Origin of the sequence: Modestobacter caceresii, from assembly GCF_000761485.1 — a bacterium.
In the GTDB taxonomy this organism is placed as follows: domain Bacteria; phylum Actinomycetota; class Actinomycetes; order Mycobacteriales; family Geodermatophilaceae; genus Modestobacter; species Modestobacter caceresii.
The window spans coordinates 1-24,433 of the sequence record NZ_JPMX01000021.1; the positions used below are offsets into that span (position 1 = coordinate 1).

Below are 24,433 nucleotides of genomic sequence, written 5' to 3' on the forward strand. Positions count from 1 at the left end.
GTCGCAGCCGTCCGGCGCCCGCCGCCGCAGCCGCCTCGGCCTCCGCCACCGGGCGGCCGAGCACGGCGGCGAGGGCGGCCGCGTCCAGCTCGTCGGCGTGGTGCAGCACCGTGGCGGCCCGGACGCGCGGGGGGAGGGCGCGCAGCGCGCGGGACAGCTCGTCGTCCACCGCAGGGGCGAGCGGATCGGGCAGCTCCTCGAGGACCTGCTCGCCGCGCAGCCCCCGGCGGTCAGCGCCGGCCACCAGCGCCCGGCGGGCCGTCGCCAGCGGATCGGGCGTGGGCCAGGCTCGCCGGGTGCGGGTGAGCGCCCGCTGCACCAGCTCCTCGGCGGTGGCCCGGTCGCCGGTCAGCAGCAGCGCGGTGCGCAGCAGTCCGGGACGCCGGTCGGCGACGAACCGCGCGAAGTCCGCGTCGTGCTGCGCCCCGTCGTCCTGCTTCCCGCCGTCTCGCACCGTGCCCCCTCCGGTCGGCCGTCCGGTGTTCGGCGCACGCCAGCCGCCGGGTCCACCTGCCACGGTCGCCGACGACCCGCCGATCCGCAGCGCGACCCGGCTCAGCGGACCCAGGGCACGGTGCCGTCGAGCGGCGGCACCGGTGCCAGGAGCCGGCCGACCCGGTCGTGCACGGCCAGCGCCGGGGGACGGCCACCGGCCCAGACCACCACCAGGTGCCCGTGCCGCGGCACCGTCAGCGTGCGGGAGCCGCCGACCACGACGGCGTGCACCTCGGCACTGACCCGCAGTTGGACGTCGTGCACGTAGCGGGCACCCCAGGGCATCCGGCGGTCGGCGTTGCGCAGCACCGAGCCGCCGCCGCGCACCACGACCAGGCCACCGAGCTCCACCGCCCCTGGCCGGTCGGCGAACCCGTCGTCGTCCCAGCTGCCGCCACCGCCACCGAGCAGGCGCCAGGTGTCACCACGCCGCTCCAGCAGGTGGGTGTCGCCCTCAGGGCAGCTGACGCCTCGCCGTACGAAGGCGGTGCAGGCCACGTCGCCGTCAACGTCCACGGCGAGGGCGGCGAACCGTCGGCGTCGGCTGAGCCGTGCCGGGTCGCTGCGCAGTCCGTGCTGGATCAGCGCGACGCTCTCCGCCAGCCGGTCGTAGGTCACGACCGCACCGTAGGGGCTCAGGCCGCCGTGTACGCCTGCGCCAGCCGGGCGAAGCCCTCGTCCAGCGACACCTGCGGGGTCCAGTGCAGCGCCTCGCGGGTGCGGCGCTGGTCGAACCAGTGCGCGGTCGCCAGCTGCTCGGCGAGGAACCGGGTCAGCGGAGGAGTGTCCCGGCGCTGGGTCACCGCCCAGACCCCCTCGACGAGGCCCCCGGCGGCCCAGGCCGCCCGGAACGGCACCTGGCGGCGCGGCCCGGGGACGCCGGCGGCCCGGCACAACCGGTCGATGACCTCGGCGACCGGACGGGGCTCGCCGTTGGAGACCACCAGCGCCTCCCCGTGCACCGGCCCGCAGGCGTCGACGGCGGCGACCAGGGCAGCGGCGGCGTTGTCCACGTAGGTGGTGTCGATCAGCGCGGCACCGGAGCCGATCACCGGCAGCCGCCCGCTCCGGGCCCGCTCGACGATCCGCGCGACCAGCTGGGTGTCCCCGGGGCCCCAGACCAGGTGCGGCCGCACGACCAGGACGGCGAGCGCGGCGTCGTCCGCCGCCAGTGCGACCTGCTCGGCGACGGCCTTGGAGCGTGAGTAGTGCCCGCGGGCGCGCGCCGGGTCGGCCGACTGCGCGCCGACCCCGACCAGCGCCGAGCCGCCGTGCGCCACCGACGGGGAGGAGACGTGCACCAGCCGGCCCACCCCGGCCTGCCGGCAGGCGTCGACCACGGCGCGGGTGCCCTCGATGTTGGCCCGGGCGTACTCCGCCCACCGGCCGGTGACGTCGACCTTCGCGGCCAGGTGCACCACGGCGTCATGCCCGGTGACCGCGCGGGCCACCACGGCCGGGTCGGCGACGTCCCCGCGCACCTCCCGGCAGGGCAGCCCGGCCGGGCGGCGCTGCAGCACGGTCACCTCGTCGCCCCGGTCGAGCAGGCCCTGCACCGTGGCCCGGCCGAGCATGCCGCTGGCCCCGGTGACCAGCACCCTCATCGGGTGCGTGCCCGTGCTCCGGCGAGCGTGCGGGTCGCGCGCCGGGCCACCTCCCGCCGGTCGACCTTCGACTGGTGCCGGATGTCGACCGGCAGCCGGCCGGTGACCAGGACGGCGGCGACCTCGGTGCCGGCGGCCCCACGGACGGCGTCGGACAGGGCGGGGTCGGCGAGCTCGAAGCCGGCGCGGCGGCGTGCACCGTCGGCGGGGACGACCACGACCACCACGACCTGGGCGCCGACCGGCCCGACACCGACGACGGCGGGGGCGCTGACGCCGTCCAGCAGCTGGACCCGCTGCTCGACGCCGACCGGGGTGACGACCCCGGCGGCGGTGGTCACGACGTGCGGCAGCCGGCCCTCGATCCAGAGCCGGCCCTCGGCGTCCAGGTGCCCGACGTCGCCGGTCCGGTGCCAGCCCGGGTCGCGGGACGACGCGCGCTCGGTGGCCCACAGGGCGTCGTAGCGGTCCTTGACGTGCGCGGCCCGCACGGCGACCTCCCCGGTGGTCCCGGGGACGTCGGTGAGGTCACCGTCGGCCGACCCGGTCGGGGACAGCGGGCTGACCCGGACCTCGACCCCGGGCAGCGGCCGGCCGACGCACACGCCGTTCCCGGGGCCGGCGGCCTCGATCTCGGTGGCGGAGACGTCGGTGACCGGCAGCGCCTCGGTCATCCCGTACGGGGTGTGCGCAGCGGCTGCGGGCAGCACCTGGCGCAGTTCCCGCAGCAACGGCAGCGGCACCGGCGCCCCGGCGGACATGAGCAGGCGCACCCGGCTCAGTGCGGTCCGCTGGGGCCCGGTCAGCTCGTCGGCGGTGGCGACGACCCGGCGCAGCGCGGCCGGCGAGGCGAACACGACCGTGCCGTCGATCGCCGCCGTGGCGTCGGCCAGGGCGGCCGCGGTCAGCGAGCCCGGCGCGGTCACGTCGACGTCGGGCACCGCGGAGCCGATGCCCAGCGCCGGGCCGAACAGGGCGAACGGCGCGAAGCCGGCGACCAGGCGGTCGTCGGGGGACAGCCCGTAGGTGGCGCCGACCAGGTCAAGCTGGGCCAGTGCCTGGCGCCGGGTGTAGACGACGCCCTTGGCCGGGCCGGTGGCGCCGGAGGTGAACAGGACGGCGCAGTCGGTGTCCAGGTCGGCCTCGGCGGGCAGCGGCGCGGTGCTGCCCGCGCGCTCCAGCTCCTCGAGCGTGTGGGCCACGCCCAGGGCGCGCGCCGCGGCTACGGGCAGCGAGGTGGCGGCGATCCGGGTGGCGGACAGGCGCATGGCCCGAGCGGCTGCGAGCCCAGGAGCACCGCCGATGACCGCGTCGACCCGGGCGCTGTGCAGCGCGCGACGCATGCCGCGCAGGCCCAGGCCCTTGTCGGCGACGACGATGACCGCGCCGGCCCGCCAGACGGCGTAGACCGCGGCGGTGAGGTCGACGGAGGGCTCGACCAGCAGGGCGACCCGCTGCCCCGGGCGGATGCCGGCGTGGGCCAGCCCGGCAGCCAGGTGCTCGACCCGGCGGTGCAGCTGCGCCCAGCTGACCGTGGTGCCACCGACCTCGACCACGGCGGGGGAGGCGTCGGCGGCCCGGTCGGCCAGCGCTGAGCCGAGGCCCCGCGGCTGGGGCTGCGCGCTGCGCGGGCGGTCGGCGGTGTCGGCGGTGTACCGGCCGGTGGACAGGTCGGTGACCCACTGGGCGACCGCGTCGGCGTACTGCGGGGCGTCCTCGGGCATCAGGTGCGAGGCGCCCTCGTAGCGGTGGAGCTGGGCCTGGGGCAGCCGCTCGCGCAGGTCGGCCAGGTAGCGCTCGCCGAAGACCGGGTCGCGCGGGCCCCACAGCAGCAGCGCCGGCACGTCGAGGGAACGGATGCCCTCGGCGATCGCCTCCTGCGCGGCCCGGGACGGGTGGCCGGGGGAGAAGGGGATGTCGGCCACGAAGTCCCCGACCGACCGCCGGCGGGCCGCCGTCCGGTAGGGCGCGGCGAAGGCGTCCCGGACGTCGGCCGGCAGCCTCGGGGAGGACAGCGCCGTCGTCGCCCGGACGAACAGCGGCGTGCCGACCGTGGCCACCGAGCGGACCCCGGGGGCGTGCGCCATCCGGATCAGCGCCGGGCCGAGGTCTCCCTCGGGCATCGAGACGGCGGTGTTGCCCAGGACGACGCCCCGCAGCTGTTCCTGGTGCGCCAGCGCCCAGCCCAGTGAGAGGACCCCGCCCCAGTCGTGCCCCACGGTGATCACCGGGCCGGTGACCCCCAGCGCGGCGGTCAGGTCGCCGAGGTCGGCGACCCGTTGCTCGAGCGGCCGGGGCCCGGGGAGCCGTTCCGAGAACCCCATGCCCAGCTGGTCGGGGGCGATCACCCGCCACCCGGGCGGAGCGGCGGCGACCAGCCGGCGCCAGAGGTAGGACCAGGTCGGGTTTCCGTGCACGCAGAGCAACGTGCCCACCGGGTCGGGGACGCCGTTGTCCAGCAGGTGCCACTCGTGCTTCGTGCCGGTGGCGTCGGCGACGCTGAGCCGGCGGGACCAGGCCGGGTCGAGCCCGGGGAGGCCGGCGGGGAGGTCGATCGGCACGCTCACCAGGCGATCTCGAGGCAGGAGGCGTTGAGGCCTGAGCCGATGCCCATCAGCAGCACCCGGTCGCCGTCGATGAGTTCGTGCTGCGCGCTGGCCAGGGTGTAGGGCACCGAGGCCGGGCCCAGGTTGCCGCGGGTCGGGAAGGTCTTCGGCACCCGTGCCTCGTCGATGCCGAACCGCTCGCACATCGCGGCGGTGTGCACCTTGGAGACCTGGTGGATGACGTAGCGGTCCATGCCGCGCTGCCAGTCGAAGTCCGCGGCGGCCTCCTCCCACATGTCCATCGACAGGTCCAGGCCGGCCTCCAGCAGGCCCTTGAGGTCGGTGCGCATCATGTCGTTGTCGCCGATGCACAGCTCGTGGTGCTCGGTGCCGGCCCGGCTGACCGAACCGACCAGCCGGTGGCCCTCCGGGTGCTGGTCGGACCGGCCGAGGACCATGGCCACGGCACCCGAGCCCAGGGTCAGCGTCGCGAACTGGGCGATCACGTCCCGGGCGGTGGTGTCCGGCTGGTTGAGCCGGTCGATGGTGCGGTCCTGCACGGTCTGGGCGTCCTCGCCGTTGACGATCACGGCGTGCTCGATCATGCCGGAGTCGATCATCGCCGCGGCCAGCTCCATGCCGTTGACGAAGCCGAGGCAGGCGTTGGTGACGTCGAAGTTCTGCGCCGAGCGGGGGAGGCCGAGCGCGTGGTGGACGGCGACGGCCGTCGAGGGCTCCAGGTGCCTGCGGCTGACCGAGGTGTTGATCATCAGGCCGATGCCGGCCGGGTCGACGCCGCTCTCGCTGATCGCCTTGGCGCCGGCCATGGCGGCGCCGTCGGTGAAGGTGACGCCGTCCTCCCACCACCGGCGCTCGTGGATGCCGGCCAGCCGTTCGAGCAGGCCGGGGCGCAGCCCGACCCGCTTGTAGGTGTCGGCGAGCCGCTGGTCGATGTCGTCGGAGGTGACGACCTGGGACGCATCGGCCGTCTGCACGGTCAGGATGCTGGTGTTGCTGAAGCGGTGCGTGGCGTTTCCACTCATGGGCGGGGTCCAGTCCTCGAGAAGGGCCGACTCTTCCATGTGTGTCGCCGGCGTTCCGTTGGGCACTACCCGACGAGGACACCGGTATGCCGCCCGGCGTCCACCCGCGGTGCAGTTCACAGCCTCCTGGTGGCCCGGCCTCAGAACCGGACGGGCATCTCGTCCAGGCCGTAGACGAAGGACAGCTCGCGGAAGGACAGCTCCCGCTGCGGCACGGCCAGCGCCAGGTCGGGGAAGCGGCGGAACAGCGCGGGCAGCACGACCCGCAGTTCCATCCGGGCGAGCTCTGCGCCGATGCACCGGTGGATGCCGTGGCCGAAGGCCAGGTGGCCGGAGGTCGGTCGCCGCAGGGGGTCGAAGACCTCCGGCTGGTCCCCGGCCGACCGGGGGTCGCGGTTCGCGCCGCTGAGCGAGGCCAGCACGACGTCCCCGGCCTCCAGGGGCACGCCGAACAGGTCCAGGTCGTGCTTGGCGAACCGCGGGAAGGCCATCTGCACGACCGACAGGTGCCGCAGCAGCTCCTCGACCACCCGGTCGACGTCCGCGCGCGAGCCGTCGCGCACCAGGGCGGCGTGCGCCGGGTCGCGCAGCAGCACCATGGTGCTCAGCGAGATCATCCCGGCGGTGGTCTCGTAGCCGCCGGTGAAGACGCCGTCGGCCAGGCCGGCGAGGTCGACGTCGGAGATCCGGTCGCCCTCGTCCCGGATGATCTGGCCGATCAGCCCGGGGCCGGGCTCCGCACGCTGCCGGGCGACGGCGTCGAAGAGGAACTCGCGCTGCGCCGAGACCGCACCGAAGGCCGCGGCGGCGCCGGCGGTCGCGTCGAAGCGCTGGACCCCGAGCCGGGCGAACGCGTCCCGGTCCTCGAGCTCCAGGCCCAGCAGCGCGCAGATGGTCTGGAACGGCACCGGGAAGGACACCAGCTTCGCCAGGTCGGCCGGGGGCCCCGCCGCGGCCAGCGCGTCGAGCCGCTGCGCCACGATCGACTCGATCATCGGCTCGAGCCGGGCCAGCCGGCGCATGGTGAACTCAGGCGTGATGATCTTGCGCAGCCGGGTGTGCAGCGGCGGGTCGGTGAAGCCGAGGCCGCCGACCTCGTCGGCGCTGCTCGGGCCGGGGCCCGGCAGCAGGTGCCGGATGTCGTTGCTCCAGCTGTCCCGGTCGGCCAGCACCGCCTTGACGTGCTCTGCGCCGGTGACCAGGTACACGGAGAAGGCGAACGGCAGCTTCAGCCGGTGCACCGGGTCGTTCTCCCGCAGTTGCGCGAGCCGGGGGACGGGGTCGATGCCGTCCCGCTGCAGCGGCACCTTCGTCCGTTCGGGGATGAAGGTCAGGCTGGAGAGGTCGATGCCGCGCTTCTGGATGCGGCGCGCCAGCAGCTTGCCGGTCCAGGCGCGCGCCCGGGCGCGCACCCCCGCACCCGCCCGCGCGCCGACGGGCGACCGTGGCGTGGGGACGGGGTACTTCGGCAGGGCTGCGATCCGGGACGCGGGGACACGGGGTGCGGGGTCGGTGACCCCTCCCGCTGGCTGGTGGTCGATGTCGTCTTCGTACTGCAGGACGGCGTTGTCGATCAAGGCCGCCACGCGCCGTCGGTGCAGCGTTCACCTGGTCGCCCACTCCGCCCGGCGCGCGGGCCGGCGGGTTTGCCGGGCCGGGACGGCCGGGCACCAGCGGCCCCATGGACGCCGAGATCACCTTGCGGGTCGACGGTGAGGCCCACCGCCTCACCGTCGACACCCGCACCTCCCTGCTGGACGCGCTGCGCGAGCGGCTGGGGAACACCAGCCCGAAGAAGGGCTGCGACCACGGCCAGTGCGGCGCCTGCACCGTGCTGCTGGACGGCGATCGCGCGCTGACCTGCCTCGCCCTGGCGGTGGCCCACGACGGGGCGGAGATCACCACGGCCGACGGCTTGGCACCGGCCGGAGAGCTGCACCCCGTGCAGCAGGCGTTCCTGGACTCCGACGCGTTCCAGTGCGGCTACTGCACCCCCGGGCAGGTCTGCTCGGCGGTCGGCGTGCTCGACGAGTTCGAGCGTGGCTGGCCCAGCCACGTCACCGAGGACCTCACCGGCCGGCCGGAGATGACGTCCGACGAGGTCGCCGAGCGGATGAGCGGCAACCTCTGCCGTTGCGCCGCCTACGTGAACATCACCCCCGCGGTGCAGCAGGCCGGCGGTGCCCGGTGAAGCCGTTCGCCTACGCCCGGCCCGGCGACGTGGCCGAGGCCGTGCGGGACGTCGTCGCCGAGCCGAACGCCGTCTTCCTGGCCGGCGGCACGAACCTGGTCGACCACCTCCGGCTCGGCGTCGCCCGGCCCGACCTGGTGGTCGACGTCCGCACCCTCACCTCCCGCGAGGTGACCGACCTCCCCGATGGCGGGCTGCGGCTGGGGGCGGCCTCGACCAACAGCCAGGTCGCCGCCGACCCGCGCGTCCGGGAGCGCTGGCCGGTGCTGGCCCAGGCGCTGCTCGCCGGGGCGACCGGGCAGCTGCGCAACATGGCGACCACCGGCGGCAACCCGCTGCAGCGCACCCGCTGCGTGTACTTCCAGGACGTGACCACCCCGTGCAACAAGCGCGAGCCGGGCAGCGGCTGCAGCGCGGTCGGGGGCTACACGCGGTACCACGCCGTCCTCGGGACGCCGGCCGTGCTGCCGGACCCGGCCGCGCCGGAGAGCTGCATCGCCACCCACCCCTCGGACATGGCGGTCGCGCTGGCCGTGCTCGACGCCCGGGTGCAGGTGCTCGGCCCGAACGGTGAACGGACGATCCCGTTCACCGAGCTGCACAGGCTGCCCGGGGACGACCCGTCCCGGGACACCGTGCTCGAGCACGGCGAGCTGATCACCGCCATCGACCTGCCCGCGCTGCCGGCCGGCACCCGGTCGGCCTACCGCAAGGTCCGCGACCGGGCCTCCTACGCCTTCGCCCTGGTCTCGGTGGCCGCCGTCGTCCCCCCGGACGGCGAGCTGCGGCTGGCCCTGGGCGGGGTCGCGCACAAGCCGTGGCGGGCCACCCGGGCCGAGGAGGTGCTCCGCGGGCAGCAGCTGACCGAGGACGCCGTCCGGGCCGCCATCGCCGCCGAGCTGGCGGACGCCCAGCCGCAGCCGGGGATCGACAGCGGCAACGGCTTCAAGATCCCGCTCGTGGCCCGCACCGTGCTCGCCACCGTGCGCGGCCTCCTCCCGGAGGAGCAGTCATGACCGACCTGCTGCAGCCGCACGCCATCGGCCAGGACCTGGTGCGCCGGGACGGCGAGCTCAAGGTCCGCGGCACCGCCACCTACGCCTACGAGACGCCGGTCGAGCACCCGGCGTACGCCCACCCCGTCCAGGCCACGATCGCCCGGGGGCGGGTCACCGCGATGGACACCGCCGCGGCCGAGGCCCTGGACGGCGTGCTGGCCGTGCTCACCCCGTTCAACGCCGAACGGCTGGCCGATGCCTCCGACGCCGAGTACGCCGTCCTGCAGGGTCAGGACGTCGGTTTCCGCGGCCAGCTGATCGGGGTGGTGGTCGCCGAGACCTCCGAGCTGGCCCGGGAGGTGGCCGACGGCATTGCGGTCCGCTACGACGAGCAGCCGCACGACGCGGAGCTGTCCGCCGACAGGCCGGACCTCTACGCGCCGGAGCAGGTGAACGCCGGGCACGAGACCGACACCGCCGAGGGCGACGTCGCCGCGGCGATGGCCGCCGCCGAGGTGACGCTCGAGCGCACCTACTCGACCGCGATGTACCACAACAACCCGCTCGAACCGCACGCCACGACGGCGCTCTGGGAGCCGGCCGGCGACGGGTTCCTGACCCTGTGGGACTCCACCCAGGGCGTACACCCCGACCGGGCCGCGGTGTGCCAGGTGTTCGGGCTGGACCAGGAACAGGTGCGCGTCGTCTGCCCCTACGTCGGCGGTGGGTTCGGTTCCAAGGGGTTGCCGCACGCGAACGTGATGCTCACCGCGCTGGCCGCCCGGGCACTGCCCGGCCGGCCGGTGAAGCTCGCGCTCACCCGCCAGCAGATGTTCGTCCTGGCCGGCTACCGCACGCCGACCATCCAGCGGATGCAGCTGGCCGCCGACTCCCGCGGGCGGCTGTCCGCGATCGCCATCGACGTGGTCGAGCAGACCTCGAAGGTCAAGGAGTTCGCCGAGCAGACCGGTGTGCCCACCCGGATGATGTACGCCTCGCCGAGCCGGCGGTCCACCCACCGGCTGGCCGCCCTGGACGTGCCGATCCCTTCCTGGATGCGGGCGCCGGGGGAGTGTCCGGGCATGTTCGGCCCCGAGGTCGCGATGGACGAGCTGGCCGAGGAGCTCGACATCGACCCGATCGAGCTGCGCGTCCGCAACGAGCCGGAGGTCGACCCGGAGACCGGGAAGCCGTGGTCCAGCCGGAACCTGGTGCGGTGCCTGCGCGAGGGCGCCGAGCGGTTCGGCTGGTCCGGTCCGCGGGCGCACCGGGACGGCGACTGGCTGGTGGGCACCGGTGTCGCGTCCTCGGTCTACCCGACCATGCGGCAGGCCACCTCGACGGCGAACCTGCGGTACGAGGACGGGCGGTACGTCGCCGAGATCGGCGCCGCGGACCTCGGCACCGGGGCCTGGACGATCCTGCCGCAGATCACCGCCGACGCCCTGGGCGTCGACGTCGCCGACGTCGACGTGCGGATCGGCGACACCCGCTACCCGGTCGCCTCGGTGGCCGGCGGCTCGTCGGGCACCAACACCTGGGGCTCGGCGCTGGTCGTGGCGGCCCGCGAGTTCCGCACCAAGTTCGGCGCCGACCCGCGGGACGGCGACGAGGCCAGCGGGGACGTCGACCAGGCCGCGCAGGACGACACCCACTCCCCGTACGCCTTCGGTGCCCAGTTCGTCGAGGCCCGGGTCAACGCCGACACCGGGGAGATCCGGGTGCCGCGGCTGCTCGGCGTCTTCGGCGTCGGCCGGGTGGTCAACCCGCGGACGGCCCGGTCGCAGCTGATCGGCGGGATGACCATGGGGCTGTCCATGGCGCTGCACGAGACCAGCGCCTGGGACCCCCGGATCGGGCAGGTGGCAAACCACGACCTGGCCGAGTACCACATCACGGTCAACGCCGACGTCGGCGAGATCGAGGCGCACTGGATCGACGAGCACGACCCCTACGTCAACGTCATGGGCAGCAAGGGGATCGGCGAGATCGGCATCGTCGGCACGGCGGCGGCGGTGGTCAACGCCGTCCACTCCGCCACCGGGGTGCGGGTGCGCGACCTGCCGGTGACCCTGGACAAGCTGCTGCCCGGGCTGCCGTAGCCGCGGGTGGCGGCCCGGTGGCCGGGACGCCCGGATGGGCGTGCGCTGCCACCGGCAGCGGTCCGGACAGTGCAGCAGGCGAGTGAGGAGAGGGACATGAGCGGGCAGTTCGTCGTCACGTGCGCGGGTGCAGGGACCGGGCAGGCCACCGTGGCCGGCCTCGGAAGCGCACCCCTGCGGGGCCGGCGGTGAGCGCTCACCGCCGGCGCCGGGCCCTGACCCGGGCGCTCGCCGCCCCGCTGGCCGTGGGGGGCGCCGTGCTGCTGGTGCGTCCCGAGCAGGTCGCCCGGGCGGTCAGCGGTGGGGGGCGCGAGCCGAGCGCCTGGGTGGTCCGGGTGCTCGGTGGCCGGGTGCTCGTCCAGCAGGCCGCCGTCCTCCTCCACCCGAGCCGGGGGCTGGTGCTGGCTGGCGTGGTCGCCGATGCGCTCCACGCGGCCAGCATGGTCCCCACCGCGCTGGCCTGGACGGCCTACCGCCGCCCCGCCTGGGTCAGCGGTGCCGCTGCGGCGGGTGCTGCGATCGCCGCAGCCCTGGCCGCCCCCCGACCCGAGGACTGACCCGCACCGGGGTGCTGCGGCGGGGTCCGTCCTCCCGGTAGCCGTGTCCCGCGCCTGCCGACCATCGATGTGCGCCAGGCCACATCGGACGCGGGCCAGCCCACGCCCACGGTCGCGCACCGTGTGCGCCGCGCCGGGCCGAGGCGGCAAGGCGGTCGGCGCCGTGGACCCGACCGACGCGCGCCCCCTGGGATGGGCCCGACGCCGTCCCCCTGCCTTGGAGTCCCGTTGCCCGGAGTCGTCGCGCCCCTCTCGTCCCGGTGGGTGCGTCGGCACCCGGTCGGCCACCGTCCGGCCACGCGCCGTCCGGCCGGCGTGCGCCGCGCGGCCGTGCTCGTCCTGGTCGGCGCCTGTGGGGCGCTCGTCCCTGCGACGGCACGGGCCTCGGGACCCGGCGACCCGGCCGCGCCCGTCGCTGCGCCGCCGGTGGTCGAGCAGCCCGCCCCCTACGTCGGCCAGACGGTCTGCGACCCCGCGGCGAAACCGGGCACCGCGGACCTGGCCGCCCTGGTGCTCGCCGCGTACGCCGCCGGGAGCAACGGCGGCATCAGCCGTGACTGCGCGGCCGGCGGCACCAGCGAGCACGAGGAGGGGCGCGCCTGGGACTGGCTGGTGCGGGCGGACGTCCCGGAGGAGCGCGCCGCCGCCGACCGCTTCCTCGGCTGGCTGACCGCCGACGGCCCCGGTGGGGAGTCGGCCTACCAGGCCCGGCGACTCGGGGTCATGTACGTCATCTGGGACGGCCGGACCTGGTCGGCCGACCGCGCCTCCGCCGGCTGGCTGCCCTACACCGGAGCCGACCCGCACACCGGGCACGTGCACCTCTCGCAGTCCTGGAGTGGCGCCCTGGGCCAGACCTCGTGGTGGACCGGGGTGGCCTCCCGGGTGGACCACCGGACCTGCGCCGAGGTGGTCGAGGGGCTGGCCGACCCCGGGGCGCTGGCGACCGTCTGCTCGCCGACCCCCATGCCGGAGCCGGCCCCGTCACCTGCCCCGGAGCCCGTCCCGGGAGCGACGTACACGGTGGCCGCGGGGGACACGCTGGGGCAGATCGCACTGGACCACGGGACGACGGTGGCCGAGCTGATGGCCGCCAACGGGCTGACCAGCACCGTGATCATGGTCGGGCAGGTGCTCCTCCTCCCGCCGGCCTGAGACCGGCCTGCGCTCAGCCGAGGGTGCCCTCGCCGACCAGCGCGGTCACCAGGCCGGCACCCAGCCCGACCGCCAGCACGCCCAGCGCCCCGGCCACGGCCGCCGCGCGTGCCCAGCCGGCCGTCGGTGCGGGCTCGCCGGGCCGGAACGCCTCGACCAGCCACCGCAGGTAGTAGAAGAGGCTGACCAGGGTGTTCACCGCGGCGACCACCACCAGCCAGGCCAGGTCGCCGTCCCACGCGGCGGTGAAGACGGTCAGCTTGCCCAGGAAGACCGCCGTCGGCGGGGTGCCGACCAGGCTCAGCAGGCTGATCACCAGCGCGGCGGCCAGGCCCGGCCGCTGCCGGGCCAGGCCGCGGAAGTCGGTCAGCGACCGGGCCCCGGGGACGGCGGCGAGCACGGCGAAGGCGGTGAGGTTGGTGACCGCGTAGCCGGCCAGGTAGACCAGCAGCGCCGGCACCGCGGCGGAGGTGTCGGCCACCACGGCCACCGGCATGAGCAGATAGCCGACCTGGCTGACCGTCGACCAGCCGAGCAGCCGGCGGGCGTCGGTCTGGGCGAGTGCGGCCAGGTTGGCCAGCGTCATGGTGGCGGCGGCGAGCAGCCCGACCAGCAGCGGCCAGGGCAGTGAGCCCGGCAGCACGTCGACCAGCCGCGCGGCGGCGACCAGCGCGCCGATCTTCGGCACGGTGGTGAGGAACGCCGCTGCGGCGGTGCCGGCGCCCTGGGTCGCGTCCGGCACCCACTGGTGCAGCGGCACCCCGCCGGCCTCGAACAGGAGGCCGGCGAGCACCGCCAGCGCACCGACCGCCACCGCGGCGGCCGGCGCCAGCGCCAGCCCGGCGGCCAGGTCGACGTACGCGGTGCCACCGGCGATGCCGGACAGCACCGTGGCCCCGAGCAGCAGCAGGATCCCCGACAGCGCGCCGAGCAGGTACGTCTTCAGTGCGGCCTCGGCTGCGCCAGGGGTGCGGACCATCCCGACCAGCGCGTACACCGGGATGCTGGCCAGCAGGAAGCCGACGGCGAGCACCAGCAGGTCGTCGGTGGCGGCCAGCACGATCGCGCCCAGCCCGCCGAGCAGCAGCAGCGTGTAGGTCTCGCTCTCCCGCGCCGTCCCGGCCAGCTCGTCGACGCCCAGGCCGATCACCAGCAGCACCGCGGCGACCACCACCAGCCGGGTGACCGCGGTCGCGGTGTCCAGCACGAACGCCCCGAACACCGTCTCCGCGTCCCCACCACCAAAGTGGCCATTTTGGTGGCTTGGGAAGGCGAGGGCGGCGGAGACGGCGGCGGCGAGGAGGGCGGCGACCGCGATCAGCCGGGCCACCCACTGCCGCTGCCGGGGCAGGAAGGAGCCGGCCAGCAGGGTGGCCACCGCGCCCGCGAGGAGGGAGAGCTCGGGGAGCAGCGCCAGCGGCGACTGCTCCATCATCATCGCCGGCTCCATCACCTGCCCACCAGGTCGACGAGGACGGCGGACGCCGGGGTGATCAGGTCCAGCAGCAGCCAGGGCAGGACGCCGATCGCCAGGGACAGCAGCAGCAGCCCGGTGACCGGCACCGCTTCGACCGCCCGCACGTCGGTGAAGCCGATCGACCGGCCGCCGGGCAGCCCGGTGACCAGCAGTTGCAGCGCGCGGAGGAACAGCGCGGCGGTGATCAGGATCCCGGGCAGCGCGATCGCCGCCCACGCGGTGGTGCCGATGCTCCCGGCGAACACCTGGAACTCGGCGATGAACCCGCTGAACGCCGGGATGCCGAGCGAGGCGAACGCGCCGACCGCGAACAGGCCCGACCAGACGGGTGCGCTGCGGGCCAGGCCGCCGTAGTCGCGCATGGCGTAGCTGCCGGTCCGGTCGTGCAGCACCCCGGCCAGCAGGAACAGCGCCCCGGTGATCAGGCCGTGGCTGACCATCTGGGTGACGGCGCCGGTCACGGCCAGCTCGCGGGCCGCCGTCCCCCCGCCGAGGAGGCCCGCCGCACCGACCGCGAGCACCACGTAGCCCATGTGGTTGATCGAGGTGTAGGCGATCATCCGCTTGACGTCGGTCTGGGCGAGGGCGACCAGCGCGCCGTAGAGCACCGAGGCGATCCCGACCCCGAGCACCACCCAGGCCGCCCCGCGCCAGGCGTCCGGCATCGCGGGCATGGCGATCCGGACGAAGCCGTAGGTGCCCATCTTCAGCAGCACCGCGGCCAGCACGGCCGAACCGATCGCCGAGGCGTCGGTGTGCGCCGGGGGCAGCCAGGTGTGGAACGGGATCGTCGGCGTCTTCACCGCCAGCCCCAGCAGCAGGGCGGCCAGCACGAACCCGCCGGCGACCGGGTGGTCCTGCAGTGGGGCAGCGGCGACCAGCTCGGGGATGTCGAAGGTGTGCGGGTCGGCGGCCAGGTAGAGGCCGATGAAGCCCAGCAGCAGCGCCAGGCTGCCCAGGAACGTGTAGAGGAAGAACTGCAGCGCCGAGCGGCCGGCGTCCCGGCCGTGCCCCCAGCCGGCGATCGCGGCGTACATGCCGACGATCGACAGGTCGAAGAAGACGAAGAAGACGATCAGGTCCTGGGCGGCGAACAGCCCCATGCAGGTGGCCTGCAGGGCCAGGAAGAGGGCGGCGTGCTGGCGTGGGCGCCGGTCCTCGCGCAGCCCGTAGACCGCGCAGGCGCAGAACACCACCGCGGTCAGCGCCAGCAGCGGCACCGAGAGCCCGTCGACACCGACGTGCCAGCTGCTGTTGACCGACGGGATCCAGCGAGCGCGCTCCTCGAAGGCGAGACCGCCGTCCGCGGGCGTCTCGTACCGGGCGATGAGCACGCCGACCAGCAGGACCTCGGCGGCGGTGACCGCGATCCAGGTCCAGCGGGCCACCCGGTCGGGCACCCGGGGCACGGCCAGCACGGCTGCCGCCACCAGGGGCAGGAAGATGATCGAACTGAGCACGGAGCTACCTCACTGCCAGGAGGAGGGCCAGCGCGGCGGCGAGCACCACGGCGGCCGAGACGTAGTACTGGTGCAGCTGGCCGGTCTGGGTGCGCCGGGCCCAGCCCCCCAGCCAGCGGGTGCCGGCGGCCAGCGACCGCACGGCGGCGTCCGGTCCGGCGAGGTCGGCCCGGCCCGTGGCGTCGGCCAGTCGCACACCGGCGGTGGCCGAGCCGGCCACCGCCCGGTCGAGCACCCCGTCGTCGAACCGGGCCGCGGCGCGCGCCGTCCGCAGCGCGCCCCGGCCGGCGCCGGTCACCGCTCGGGCGAGCACCCGGTCGTCGAACCGGGCCAGCGCCTCGGCCGTGCGCAGCACCGGCCGGACGACGACCACGTCGGTCGCCCGGGCCAGGCCCAGCCAGCCCTCGAGCCACCCGGGGAGCGGCTGCAGCGGCCGGATCCGCACGAGCAGGAGCACCACCACGGCGACGAGCGCGGAGACGGCCAGCTCCACCAGGCCCGGGGTGGGCGCGCTGCCCGCGCCGAGGGCCCGGCGCAGGGTGTCGGCGACCGGAGGGAGGGCCAGCAGGCCGAGGACGGCGGCACCGACGGCGAGCACGACCAGTGGCGCCTGCTGCAGGACCCGCACCCGACGGGTGCCCTCCTCCTCGGTGTCGTAGCCCGTCTCGGCGTCCGCGGGGAGCCGCTGCCAGACGAGCCACAGCACCTTGCCGGCGTAGCCCGCCGACAGCGCCGCGGCGGCCAGCCCGACCAGGTACAGCGCCAGGGACTCCTCGTGCGCCCCCGCCAGCACGGCGTCCTTGGTCGCCCACAGCGACAGCGGCGCCACCCCGGCCAGGGCCAGCGCACCGACCCCCGCGCAGATCCCGACCAGCGGCCAGCGCCGGGCGGCGCCGCGCAGTGCCGGCAGCTGCTTGGTGCCCAGCGCGGTCAGCCACGCCCCGGCGGCCAGGAACAGCAGGGCCTTGGTGGCCGCGTGGGCGACGAGGTGCGCCGTGCCGCCGGCCACCGCTGCGACCCCGGCACCCAGCACCACGAACCCCAGCTGCGCCGCTGTCGAGGCGGCGAGCAACTGCTTGAGGTCGCGCTGGGCGAGCGCCACCGCGCCGAGCAGCAGCGCGGTCAGCGCGCCCACCCAGGCCGCCGTCGGCCCGGCCCAGCTCGTCGCGCCCAGCAGCGGCGCAACCCGCAGCAGCAGGTAGCCGCCCATCGCGACCATGGCCGCGGAGTGCAGCAGGGCGCTGACCGGGCTGGGGCCCTGCATCGCCGCGGAGAGCCAGGCGGTGAACGGCAGCTGGGCGGCCTTGCCGAGCGCGGCGACCAGCAGCCCGGCCGCCGCGACGTCCCGCCACGGCGCCGGCAGCTCAGGCAGGTCGGTGAGCGCCAGGCCCGACCCCGCGGCCAGCGCCGCCCCGGCGGCCAGGTACAGCCCGAGGTCTGCGGTGCGGGTGGTGAGGAAGGCGGTCAGCCCGGCGCCGACCCGGTGCCGCTCCTGCCAGCGGAAGCCGATCAGCGCGTACGACGTCGCGCCCATCACCTCCCAGGCGAACAGCAGCGTCGGCAGCGTGGTGGCGCATACGGTGACCACCACGGCCGCGGCGAACAGCAGCACCAGGCCGGTGAAGCGGGCCCGGGCACCGGTGATGTCGGCGGCGGCGAACAGCAGCACCAGCAGCGTGACGGCGGCGACGGCGGGCAGCACGACGGCCGCCAGCGCGTCGACGGCCAGCCCGAACACCGCGCCCGGGAGGAAGGGCGCCGAGCCGGCCGGCCGGCCCAGCGCCACCGCGATCGACAGCACCAGGACGACGCCCGCCGTGACGATCCCGACCGCCGGCGCGACCCGGTCCGCGCGCCGCCCGGTGACACACAGCCCGGCGCCGACGACGGCGGGCACTGCGGCGCAGGCCCAGAGCAGCCCGGTCACCGGGACAGGTCCGTGGCCATGTCGGTCATGTCCGACTGCCGGGACCGGTGCAGCAGCGTGGCCACCGCGAAGCCCATCGCCATCTCCACCGTCATGGCGGTGATCACCACGAGCAGCAGCACCTGGCCGTCCGGGGTGGGGGAGAGGAACCACCAGAAGGCCGCCGCGGCGAGGATGACGCCGTTGAGCATCAGCTCCAGGCCCATCATCACCATGACCACCACCTGCTGGGAGATGGCGCCGTAGAGGCCCACGCTGAACAACGCGGCTGCCACCAGCAACATCGTCTGCAGCGTCATCGCCGGGCCTTCCCGGCCCGCAGGTCGTCGCCGAGCCGGTCGTACCGGCCCTTCGGCAACGCCAGCACCAGCGCAGCCACGATCGTGGCGAAGAGGACCGGCGAGACGGTCATCATCACCAGCATCTTCGACTCCATGACGGCCTCGCCCAGCGAGGTCACCAGGTCGGCGGCGGGAGCACCGCGGCGGGTGGGCCACGGGATCAGCAACGCCCCGGCGGCCAGCACGACGAACGTGCCGGTCGCGACCGCCAGCGCCGGGCGCTTGCCGTGCACCATGTCCATCGGCATCAGCGCGGGGTTCATCCCCATGAACATGATCATGTAGATGCCCATGACCGCCATCTCCATGGTCATCATCAGCACGGTGATGACGCCCAGGAACTCCAGGTCGACCAGCAGCAGCACCAGGCCGACGGCGATGAAGGACGCGGCCAGCGCGTAGGTCGCCCGGGCCATCGAGTCGACCCGGAAGACGGCGACGCCGGTGGCCACCGCGATCACGGCGAGCACCCAGAACACGATCCCGGTCAGCACGTCCACCCTCCTCAGGCCTGGACCACGACGACGACGGACACGACCAGCAGCTGCAGCAGCACCAACGGGAGGGCGACCAGCCAGGCGGGCGCCGCGAACCGCTCCGGAGCGACCACCGGGAGCCGGCGCCGCAGCGCGACGAGCACCGTGAGCAGCCCGGCGGTCTTGACGAGCAGCCACAGCCAGGCCGGCAACAGCGGACCGTGCCCACCGCCGAGGAAGGCGGTGGCCCCGAAGGCGGCCCCGGCGGTGAGCAGGGCGTACCGCCCGGCCGAGATCAGCCAGCGGTCGACACCGGCCGCCTCGACGAGCACCCCGCCGGCCGTCGTCGCCCCGATCGGTGCGCCGAGCGGCCCCCAGACGGAGAAGCCGGCGACCGCGACGCAGAAGACGGCGAACGCCACCGGCATCCAGACGACGAACCACAGCCCGGACTGCGCGGCCACCACGTCACCGAGCCGGAGGCTGTCGGCGGCGACCGCCGGCGCGGTCAGCGCGAACATCAACGGCAGCTCGTAGGACAGCGCCTGGGCCAGGAACCGGTACCCGCCGACCAGGGCGTGGGCGCTGTTGGGACCCCAGCCGGCCAGCCAGACCGCCGCCCACACCAGCACGTCCATCGCGTTGAACCAGACGATGCCCACCGTCAGGTCGGCGACGGTCCACCGGCCGAACGGGACGACGGCGACCATCAGCAGCGCCGCGGTGAGCAGCCCGGCGCCGCCGATCCGCTGCAACGGGAGGTCCGCGGCCGCGGTGGTCCGGCGCCGCTGGCCGAACAGCCGCGCCGTCTCCGCCACCGGGGTGAGCAGGCCGCCACCCAGCGGCTGCCCGGCGGACCGCGCGGCCAGCGCACCGTCCAGGCTCGCCGCGGCGGCCGCGACGACGAGCAGCAGCGCGGCCGCCACCGGCACCCAGCCGACCGAGACCTCGGTGACGGTCACGAGCCCGCCTCCACCGGCACGGTCACCCGGTCGGCGGTGTCCAGGTCGAGCGAGGCGACCACCAGCCGGGCGGTGGCGAGGTCCAGCCCGGTGACCAGCTCGGCCACCGCGGTCAGCTCGGTGGACCGGCGCTGCTCGGTGCCCTCCAGCCAGTGCCGCAGCCGGTCGTGCGCATCGCCCTCGGGGAGCCGGCCCAGACCGCGCAGCGACCAGCGGAGCAGCCGCGACCGGATGATCCGGCGGGCCAGCCGCTCGGCCTCGGGTGGCTGCCCGCCGGCGAGCAGGGCGTCGCGGACCCGGGCGGCCCGGGTGGCGGCGTCGTCCCAGCCGGCCAGGGCCAGCAGGGTGGCCACCGCGTCCCACCGGCCGGCCGGGGTGCCGTGCACCGGCGCGTCGGTGGGGGAGTCGTCGGCCGGCAGCAGCACCTCCGCCCGGGCGGCGACGACCAGGTCGCCCTGGAGGGTGGTGTGCAGCAGCAGGCCGGCCGGCCAGTGCGGCAGGACCGGGCCGAGGGGCACGTGCAGCACGTCGAGGTCGAGGGCGTCGGGGTCGGTCAGCTGGTCGTCGTCCCCGCCGCCGGCCAGGCCGATCCCGGCAGGCATCGGCATGTCCATGTCGCCGTGGTCCATGTCGCCGTGGTCCATGTCGCCGTGGTCCATGTCGCCGTGGTCCATGTCGCCCATGTCCTGGTCACCCATGTCGCCGTCGTCGGAGTCGTCGTCCATGTCCGTGTCGCCCATGTCGCCGTTGCCCGTGGCGGTGGTGCCGGGTTCGGGGTCGGCCGGCCGGTCGGCGGCGTCGCGCCGCTGGGCTGCGCCGTCGGCGAGCTCGGTCGCGGCACGGTCCAGGACGGCCGGGACGTCGACGGCGGTCGTCACCTCGGCGCGGGCGCGAGGGCCGGGCAGCTGGCTCCAGACGTGGTCGACCGCGGCGGTCAGCCGGGCCCCGGGGCGTCCGCACACCACGAGCAGGTCCGCGTCGGCGGGGGAGCCGGCCAGCCGCCAGCCCCGGTGCCGGACGTGCTCCTCGAGCGCGCAGCGGGTGCGGCTCCAGCCGGGCACCTCGACGGCGAGCACCGCGGTGCGGCGGGCGGCCAGCGGGCTCAGGTCCACCGCAGCGCACCCTCGCGCCAGGCCCAGAGCACGCCGGTCATCAGCACGCCGAGCAGCACGAACATCTCGACGATCGCCGAGGTCCCGATCGAGGCGACCACGGTCGCCCACGGGTACATGTAGAGCATCTCCACGTCGAAGGCGAGGAACAGCAGGGTCATCGGGTAGTACCGCGCCTCGAACCGGGACAGCGCGTGCTCGGCGGGCCGCCAGCCGGAGAGGAACGGCAGGGTCGCGACCGCGTCCGGCGCCACCGCGGTCCGCCGGTGCAGCAGGTACGCCAGCAGCACACCGCCGACGGCGAGGCCCAGCATCGTGGCCAGGCTCAGGTAGGCCGACACCAGTTCGTCCTCCGTCCGCGTCGTCCTCGGGCCGTGGCTGACCGACGGCGCGCATACCCGTGCGCCCGTGCGGGTAACCGCACCGATCGTGACGGACCATCCCCATCCGGTCGACCCCGTGCGTGTGGCTGCGGCCAGGGCGCGGGTGCCCAGCCGTGAGGACGCGGCGAGCCTGACGGCGATGCTGAGCCTGCTGGCCGACCCCACCCGGTCCCGGGTGCTCTACGCCCTCGACGTGGTCGAGGAGCTCTGCGTGGGCGACCTGGCGATGGCGCTGGAGGCGACCGAGGACGCGGTCGGCTATGCGCTGCGGCTGCTGCGCACCGCCGGCTTCGTCACCAGCCGCAAGGACGGGCGGGTCGTCTACTACCGCTTGGCCGACGGCTTCCCGGGGCCGCTCCGGGAACACTGCCTGCGGCAACTCGTCGAGCTCTCCCGCCAGGTGGCCGACGGGGAGGACTGACCGGCTTCAGCTCCGGTGCGCGAGCGTCTCCAGGTGCTCGGCGTAGGTCTGCCGGCCGTGGACGTGGGGCTCGGCCGGGACGAGCGCACCACCGGCCATCGCCGCACCCGCCCGGCCGGGCAGCCGCACCGGGACGACGAGCCGGCGCTGCCCGGTGGCGCGCAGCAGCCGCCGGACGAGGTCGCCCATGTCGTGGTCCTCCGGTCCGGCGATCGGCTGGGCGGTCCCCTGCGGGGCGCCGTGCGCGAGCCGCACGAGGTGGGCGGCGACCTCGCCGGCGGCGACCGGCCGGGTGGCCATCCGGGGGACGACGACGAACGGGCGGGGGGAGCGGTCGACCAGCTGGCCGGCGAACTCGTGGAACTGGGTGGCGCGCAGCAGCGTCCAGGGCACCGGACCGGCGGCCAGCAGCTCCTCCTGCCGCCGCTTGCCCAGGTAGTAGCCGAAGTCGACGGTGTCGGCGCCGACGATCGAGAGCGTGACCACGTGCCCGGCACCGGCCCGGGCGGCCGCGGCGAGCAGCTGGCTGGTGGCCGCGGTGAAGAAGGCCACCGATCGGCGCCGGCTGGTCGTGGTCACGTTCGCGACGTCGATCACCGCCTCGACGCCGGCCAGGGCGGCGGCCAGGCCGGTGCCGTCGGTCAGGTCGACCCCGCGGGAGCGGGCGAGCACGACCGGGTCGTCGCCCTGCCGCGTCAGCTCCGCGACCACCAGTGCACCCAACAGGCCGGTGCCACCGGCCACCGCGATCCGCATGCCGCCATCCTGCGGGACGGCGGACGATCAGGAAGCGGGGGGCTGCGGGCCGAGCGCGATGGTCAGCTGCAGCACCGTCTGCGGGTCCTCGAGGCGGTCGCCGTACAGGTCGCGCAGCTGCCCCATCCGGTACCGCACGGTCTGCGGGTGCACGAACAGCTCGGCGGCGACCTGGTCACGCCGGCCGTGGTGCAGCAGCCAGGAGCGGAGGGTCGCGGCCAGCTTCTCCCGGGTGGCCGGGGTCAGCCCGTCCAGCGGGGCGAGCGCCGCGGCCCGCAGATCGGCCAGGGCGTCCTCGTCTGCCCGCAGCACCAGCTCCGGCAGTCGCTGCTCGGTGTCCAGCGGCGCCGGGCCGGTGGCGCGCAGGCCGAGCCGCAGCGCACGCAGCGCGCGGGCGTAGGAGCCGGCGACCGCCGACCACGGACGGGCCGGGCCGACCACCGCCGTCCGCCCCTCGAGGGCGCGCAGCAGGGCGGCCCGGGCACCGTCGCCGGCGTCCGGCACCAGGAGGACGCTGAGCTCCAGGGCCGGGTCCAGCCCCGGCGGATCGTCGTCCAGCTGGAGCGTGCGCTGGCCGAGGAGCGCGACGGCACCGCGGGCCCGCACCTCGGGGAGCAGCACGGCGGTCAGCGTCCGGGGCGGGAGCCACCCGGCCCGCTCGGCCGCGGGGGTGAGGTCGTGCAGCGGCCGCCCGGCCAGCAGCAGTGCGCCCAGCCGCTCGCGGTGGTGCCGGCGCACCCGGCCGGTGCTCTCGAGCTCGTCGGTGTGCCCGGCGACGCTGGCGGCCGACAGCTGGTCGATGTAGGCGAACACCAGCTCGGCGAAGCGGGCCAGCGACCCCACCGAGAGGCCGGCGCCGACCGCGGTGTCGCTCATGTGCCGCCAGGACACCCGGGCGCCGACCCGGTAGGCGGCCAGCAGGGCGTCCATCGACCGCCCGCTGCGCGCCTCGCCCCGGCCGAGGGAGTACGCGCCCTCCAGCGCCGGGCCGATCGGCCGGCTCGCGTCGACGCCCCCGGCGGTGGTGGCCAGCTCCAGGAAGCCACCCAGGGCGAGCTGGACGGCGTTGGAGATCGCCCGGCCCATCTCCCCGGAGAAGGCGTCGGCGTAGCTGGGCACCTCGACGACGATGCTGGCCACGGTCTGCTGGGCCACGGCGGGGAGCTGGGCCTGCATCGCGGCGACGACGGGCGGCGGGAACGTGACCTGATCGCTCGTGGTGTTCACCCTCTCGTTGTTCGCAGGGAACAGAAGATACCGCCCGATTCACGTCAGAAGCACAGTTGTTCGCCCCCGGAGCGGGTAATGATCAGTACATGACCGCCATCGTCCCGCGTCCGTCGCCGGCCCGTCCTGTGCTGACCACGCTGCGCGACCGGGTGCTCAAGGTGGCCGAGCTGGTCACCACGCCGCTGCTGCCCGCGGACTACCTGGACCTGGTCGACCCGCTGCGTTCCGGCGCCGCGCTGCGTGGCCGGATCGAGGCGGTGCACCACGAGACCCGGGACGCCGCCAGCATCGTGATCCGGCCGGGCCGCGACTGGCTCCCGCACACCCCCGGCCAGTACGTCCGGATCGGCATCGACATCGACGGCGTGCGGCTGTGGCGCGCGTACTCGATCACCTCGGTGCTCGGCCGCGCCGACGGCTGCTTCACCATCACCGTGAAGGCGATCCCCGACGGCAAGGTCAGCAACCACCTCGTGCACCGCGCCCAGCCGGGCACCATCGTGCAGCTGGACCAGGCGACCGGCGAGTTCGTCCTCCCCGAGGCGCGGCCGGCGAAGGCGCTGTTCGTGACGGCGGGCTCGGGCATCACGCCGATCATGGGCATCCTGCGCAACCTGGGCGAGGACGCCGGGTGCGACGTCGTCCTGGTGCACTCCGCGCCGACCGTCGAGGACGTGATCTTCGGTGCCGAGCTGCGCGAGCTGGCGGCGGCCGGCCGTATCCGGCTGGTCGAGCACCACACCCAGGACGCCGGCTTCCTGGACGCCCCGGCGATCGCCGACCTGGTGCCCGACCTGACCGAGCGGGCCACCTGGGCCTGCGGCCCGGTCGGGCTGCTCGAGGCGCTGGAGGAGCACTGGGCGGACCAGGGCATCGCCGACCGGCTCTACACCGAGCGCTTCCGCCCCCGGGTGCTGGTCACCGGCGAGGGCGGCACCGTCACCTTCGCGAAGTCCGAGCGCACGCTCGAGGTCGACGGGGCGACCCCGATCCTGGACGCCGCCGAGGAGGCCGGGCTGCTGATGCCCAGCGGCTGCCGGATGGGCATCTGCTACGGCTGCGTGCTGCCGCTCCGCGAGGGCGCCGTCCGCGACCTGCGCAACGGGGAGCTGACCACCGCCGCCCCCGGTGACGGCGTCCTGATCCAGACCTGCGTCAGCGCCGCCGTTGACGCCTGCGACATCGACCACTGATCCA

At 75.4% G+C, this 24,433-nt stretch carries 23 protein-coding genes; 7 read left to right on the top strand and 16 right to left on the bottom strand.

Annotated features, from left to right (window positions below; all coding sequences use genetic code 11):
- From IN07_RS06210 to IN07_RS06235, 6 genes are all read right to left on the bottom strand, one after another.
- Positions 1 to 454, bottom strand: a 454-nt coding sequence (locus IN07_RS06210; protein WP_052090927.1) for a SigE family RNA polymerase sigma factor, incomplete at its 3' end; no start/stop codon positions are given.
- Positions 455 to 555: 101 nt separating this feature from the next.
- Positions 556 to 1,113, bottom strand: coding sequence for a hypothetical protein (locus IN07_RS06215; RefSeq protein ID WP_052090929.1), 558 nt, complete (start codon positions 1,111 to 1,113; stop codon positions 556 to 558).
- Positions 1,114 to 1,130: 17 nt separating this feature from the next.
- Complete coding sequence (locus tag IN07_RS06220; protein ID WP_036334425.1) at positions 1,131 to 2,099, bottom strand: NAD-dependent epimerase/dehydratase family protein; 969 nt, start codon at positions 2,097 to 2,099, stop codon at positions 1,131 to 1,133.
- The gene (locus IN07_RS06225; protein ID WP_036334426.1) at positions 2,096 to 4,666 is read right to left on the bottom strand and encodes an alpha/beta fold hydrolase; all 2,571 of its coding nucleotides are present in this window, start codon (positions 4,664 to 4,666) and stop codon (positions 2,096 to 2,098) included. The genes IN07_RS06220 and IN07_RS06225 overlap by 4 nt, the downstream gene beginning before the upstream one ends.
- Complete coding sequence (locus tag IN07_RS06230; RefSeq protein ID WP_036334427.1) at positions 4,663 to 5,688, bottom strand: 3-oxoacyl-ACP synthase III; 1,026 nt, start codon at positions 5,686 to 5,688, stop codon at positions 4,663 to 4,665. The genes IN07_RS06225 and IN07_RS06230 overlap by 4 nt, the downstream gene beginning before the upstream one ends.
- 140 nt (positions 5,689 to 5,828) lie before the next feature.
- Positions 5,829 to 7,274, bottom strand: a complete 1,446-nt coding sequence (locus IN07_RS06235) for a cytochrome P450 (RefSeq protein WP_231558024.1) — start codon at positions 7,272 to 7,274, stop codon at positions 5,829 to 5,831.
- 95 nt (positions 7,275 to 7,369) lie between these two features.
- Here IN07_RS06235 and IN07_RS06240 point away from each other — a divergent pair, with 95 nt between their 5' ends.
- From IN07_RS06240 to IN07_RS26215, 5 genes are all read left to right on the top strand, one after another.
- Positions 7,370 to 7,879 carry a 2Fe-2S iron-sulfur cluster-binding protein gene (locus IN07_RS06240; RefSeq protein WP_036334428.1) on the top strand — a complete coding sequence of 170 codons (510 nt, stop codon included), beginning with the start codon at positions 7,370 to 7,372 and terminating at the stop codon, positions 7,877 to 7,879.
- Positions 7,876 to 8,895 carry an FAD binding domain-containing protein gene (locus IN07_RS06245; RefSeq protein ID WP_036334429.1) on the top strand — a complete coding sequence of 340 codons (1,020 nt, stop codon included), beginning with the start codon at positions 7,876 to 7,878 and terminating at the stop codon, positions 8,893 to 8,895. The genes IN07_RS06240 and IN07_RS06245 overlap by 4 nt, the downstream gene beginning before the upstream one ends.
- Positions 8,892 to 10,979: a xanthine dehydrogenase family protein molybdopterin-binding subunit gene (locus tag IN07_RS06250; RefSeq protein ID WP_036334431.1), complete on the top strand. Its 2,088-nt coding sequence runs from the start codon at positions 8,892 to 8,894 to the stop codon at positions 10,977 to 10,979. The genes IN07_RS06245 and IN07_RS06250 overlap by 4 nt, the downstream gene beginning before the upstream one ends.
- Positions 10,980 to 11,167: 188 nt before the next feature.
- Positions 11,168 to 11,536, top strand: coding sequence for a hypothetical protein (locus tag IN07_RS23830; protein WP_052090931.1), 369 nt, complete (start codon positions 11,168 to 11,170; stop codon positions 11,534 to 11,536).
- A 315-nt stretch (positions 11,537 to 11,851) separates the two neighbouring features.
- Complete coding sequence (locus IN07_RS26215) at positions 11,852 to 12,691, top strand: LysM peptidoglycan-binding domain-containing protein (RefSeq protein ID WP_156119057.1); 840 nt, start codon at positions 11,852 to 11,854, stop codon at positions 12,689 to 12,691.
- 13 nt (positions 12,692 to 12,704) lie between these two features.
- Here IN07_RS26215 and IN07_RS06265 read toward each other — a convergent pair whose 3' ends face one another.
- The 8 genes from IN07_RS06265 to IN07_RS06300 are packed head-to-tail and all read right to left on the bottom strand — an operon-like array spanning position 12,705 to position 20,787.
- Complete coding sequence (locus IN07_RS06265; protein WP_052090932.1) at positions 12,705 to 14,141, bottom strand: NADH-quinone oxidoreductase subunit N; 1,437 nt, start codon at positions 14,139 to 14,141, stop codon at positions 12,705 to 12,707.
- Positions 14,141 to 15,628 carry a complex I subunit 4 family protein gene (locus IN07_RS06270; RefSeq protein ID WP_036334434.1) on the bottom strand — a complete coding sequence of 496 codons (1,488 nt, stop codon included), beginning with the start codon at positions 15,626 to 15,628 and terminating at the stop codon, positions 14,141 to 14,143. Before IN07_RS06270 ends, IN07_RS06265 begins: the two co-directional genes overlap by 1 nt.
- A gap of 4 nt (positions 15,629 to 15,632) precedes the next feature.
- Entirely contained in the window at positions 15,633 to 17,555 is a 1,923-nt protein-coding gene (locus IN07_RS06275; RefSeq protein ID WP_036334436.1) for a proton-conducting transporter transmembrane domain-containing protein, read from the bottom strand.
- Positions 17,552 to 17,854 (bottom strand): NADH-quinone oxidoreductase subunit NuoK, encoded by a 303-nt coding sequence (nuoK, locus tag IN07_RS06280; protein WP_036334437.1) that lies wholly within the window; start codon positions 17,852 to 17,854, stop codon positions 17,552 to 17,554. The genes IN07_RS06275 and nuoK overlap by 4 nt, the downstream gene beginning before the upstream one ends.
- Positions 17,851 to 18,390 (bottom strand): NADH-quinone oxidoreductase subunit J, encoded by a 540-nt coding sequence (locus IN07_RS06285; RefSeq protein ID WP_036334539.1) that lies wholly within the window; start codon positions 18,388 to 18,390, stop codon positions 17,851 to 17,853. Before IN07_RS06285 ends, nuoK begins: the two co-directional genes overlap by 4 nt.
- An 11-nt stretch (positions 18,391 to 18,401) precedes the next feature.
- Complete coding sequence (locus IN07_RS06290; protein ID WP_036334438.1) at positions 18,402 to 19,334, bottom strand: NADH-quinone oxidoreductase subunit H; 933 nt, start codon at positions 19,332 to 19,334, stop codon at positions 18,402 to 18,404.
- Positions 19,331 to 20,446 (bottom strand): hypothetical protein, encoded by a 1,116-nt coding sequence (locus IN07_RS06295; protein WP_052090934.1) that lies wholly within the window; start codon positions 20,444 to 20,446, stop codon positions 19,331 to 19,333. Before IN07_RS06295 ends, IN07_RS06290 begins: the two co-directional genes overlap by 4 nt.
- A complete protein-coding gene (locus tag IN07_RS06300; protein WP_231558025.1) occupies positions 20,437 to 20,787 on the bottom strand; it encodes an NADH-quinone oxidoreductase subunit A in 351 nt (116 codons plus the stop codon). Before IN07_RS06300 ends, IN07_RS06295 begins: the two co-directional genes overlap by 10 nt.
- 181 nt (positions 20,788 to 20,968) lie before the next feature.
- Here IN07_RS06300 and IN07_RS06305 point away from each other — a divergent pair, with 181 nt between their 5' ends.
- Positions 20,969 to 21,250 (top strand): ArsR/SmtB family transcription factor, encoded by a 282-nt coding sequence (locus tag IN07_RS06305; RefSeq protein ID WP_156119058.1) that lies wholly within the window; start codon positions 20,969 to 20,971, stop codon positions 21,248 to 21,250.
- A gap of 6 nt (positions 21,251 to 21,256) precedes the next feature.
- Here IN07_RS06305 and IN07_RS06310 read toward each other — a convergent pair whose 3' ends face one another.
- Complete coding sequence (locus IN07_RS06310) at positions 21,257 to 22,006, bottom strand: SDR family oxidoreductase (RefSeq protein ID WP_036334440.1); 750 nt, start codon at positions 22,004 to 22,006, stop codon at positions 21,257 to 21,259.
- Between the two features lie 27 nt (positions 22,007 to 22,033).
- Positions 22,034 to 23,233, bottom strand: a complete 1,200-nt coding sequence (locus IN07_RS06315) for a PucR family transcriptional regulator (RefSeq protein ID WP_036334442.1) — start codon at positions 23,231 to 23,233, stop codon at positions 22,034 to 22,036.
- Between the two features lie 89 nt (positions 23,234 to 23,322).
- Between IN07_RS06315 and IN07_RS06320 the strand changes: the two genes are divergently transcribed.
- Positions 23,323 to 24,429 carry a ferredoxin reductase gene (locus IN07_RS06320; RefSeq protein WP_036334443.1) on the top strand — a complete coding sequence of 369 codons (1,107 nt, stop codon included), beginning with the start codon at positions 23,323 to 23,325 and terminating at the stop codon, positions 24,427 to 24,429.
- Positions 24,430 to 24,433: the final 4 nt, after the last annotated feature.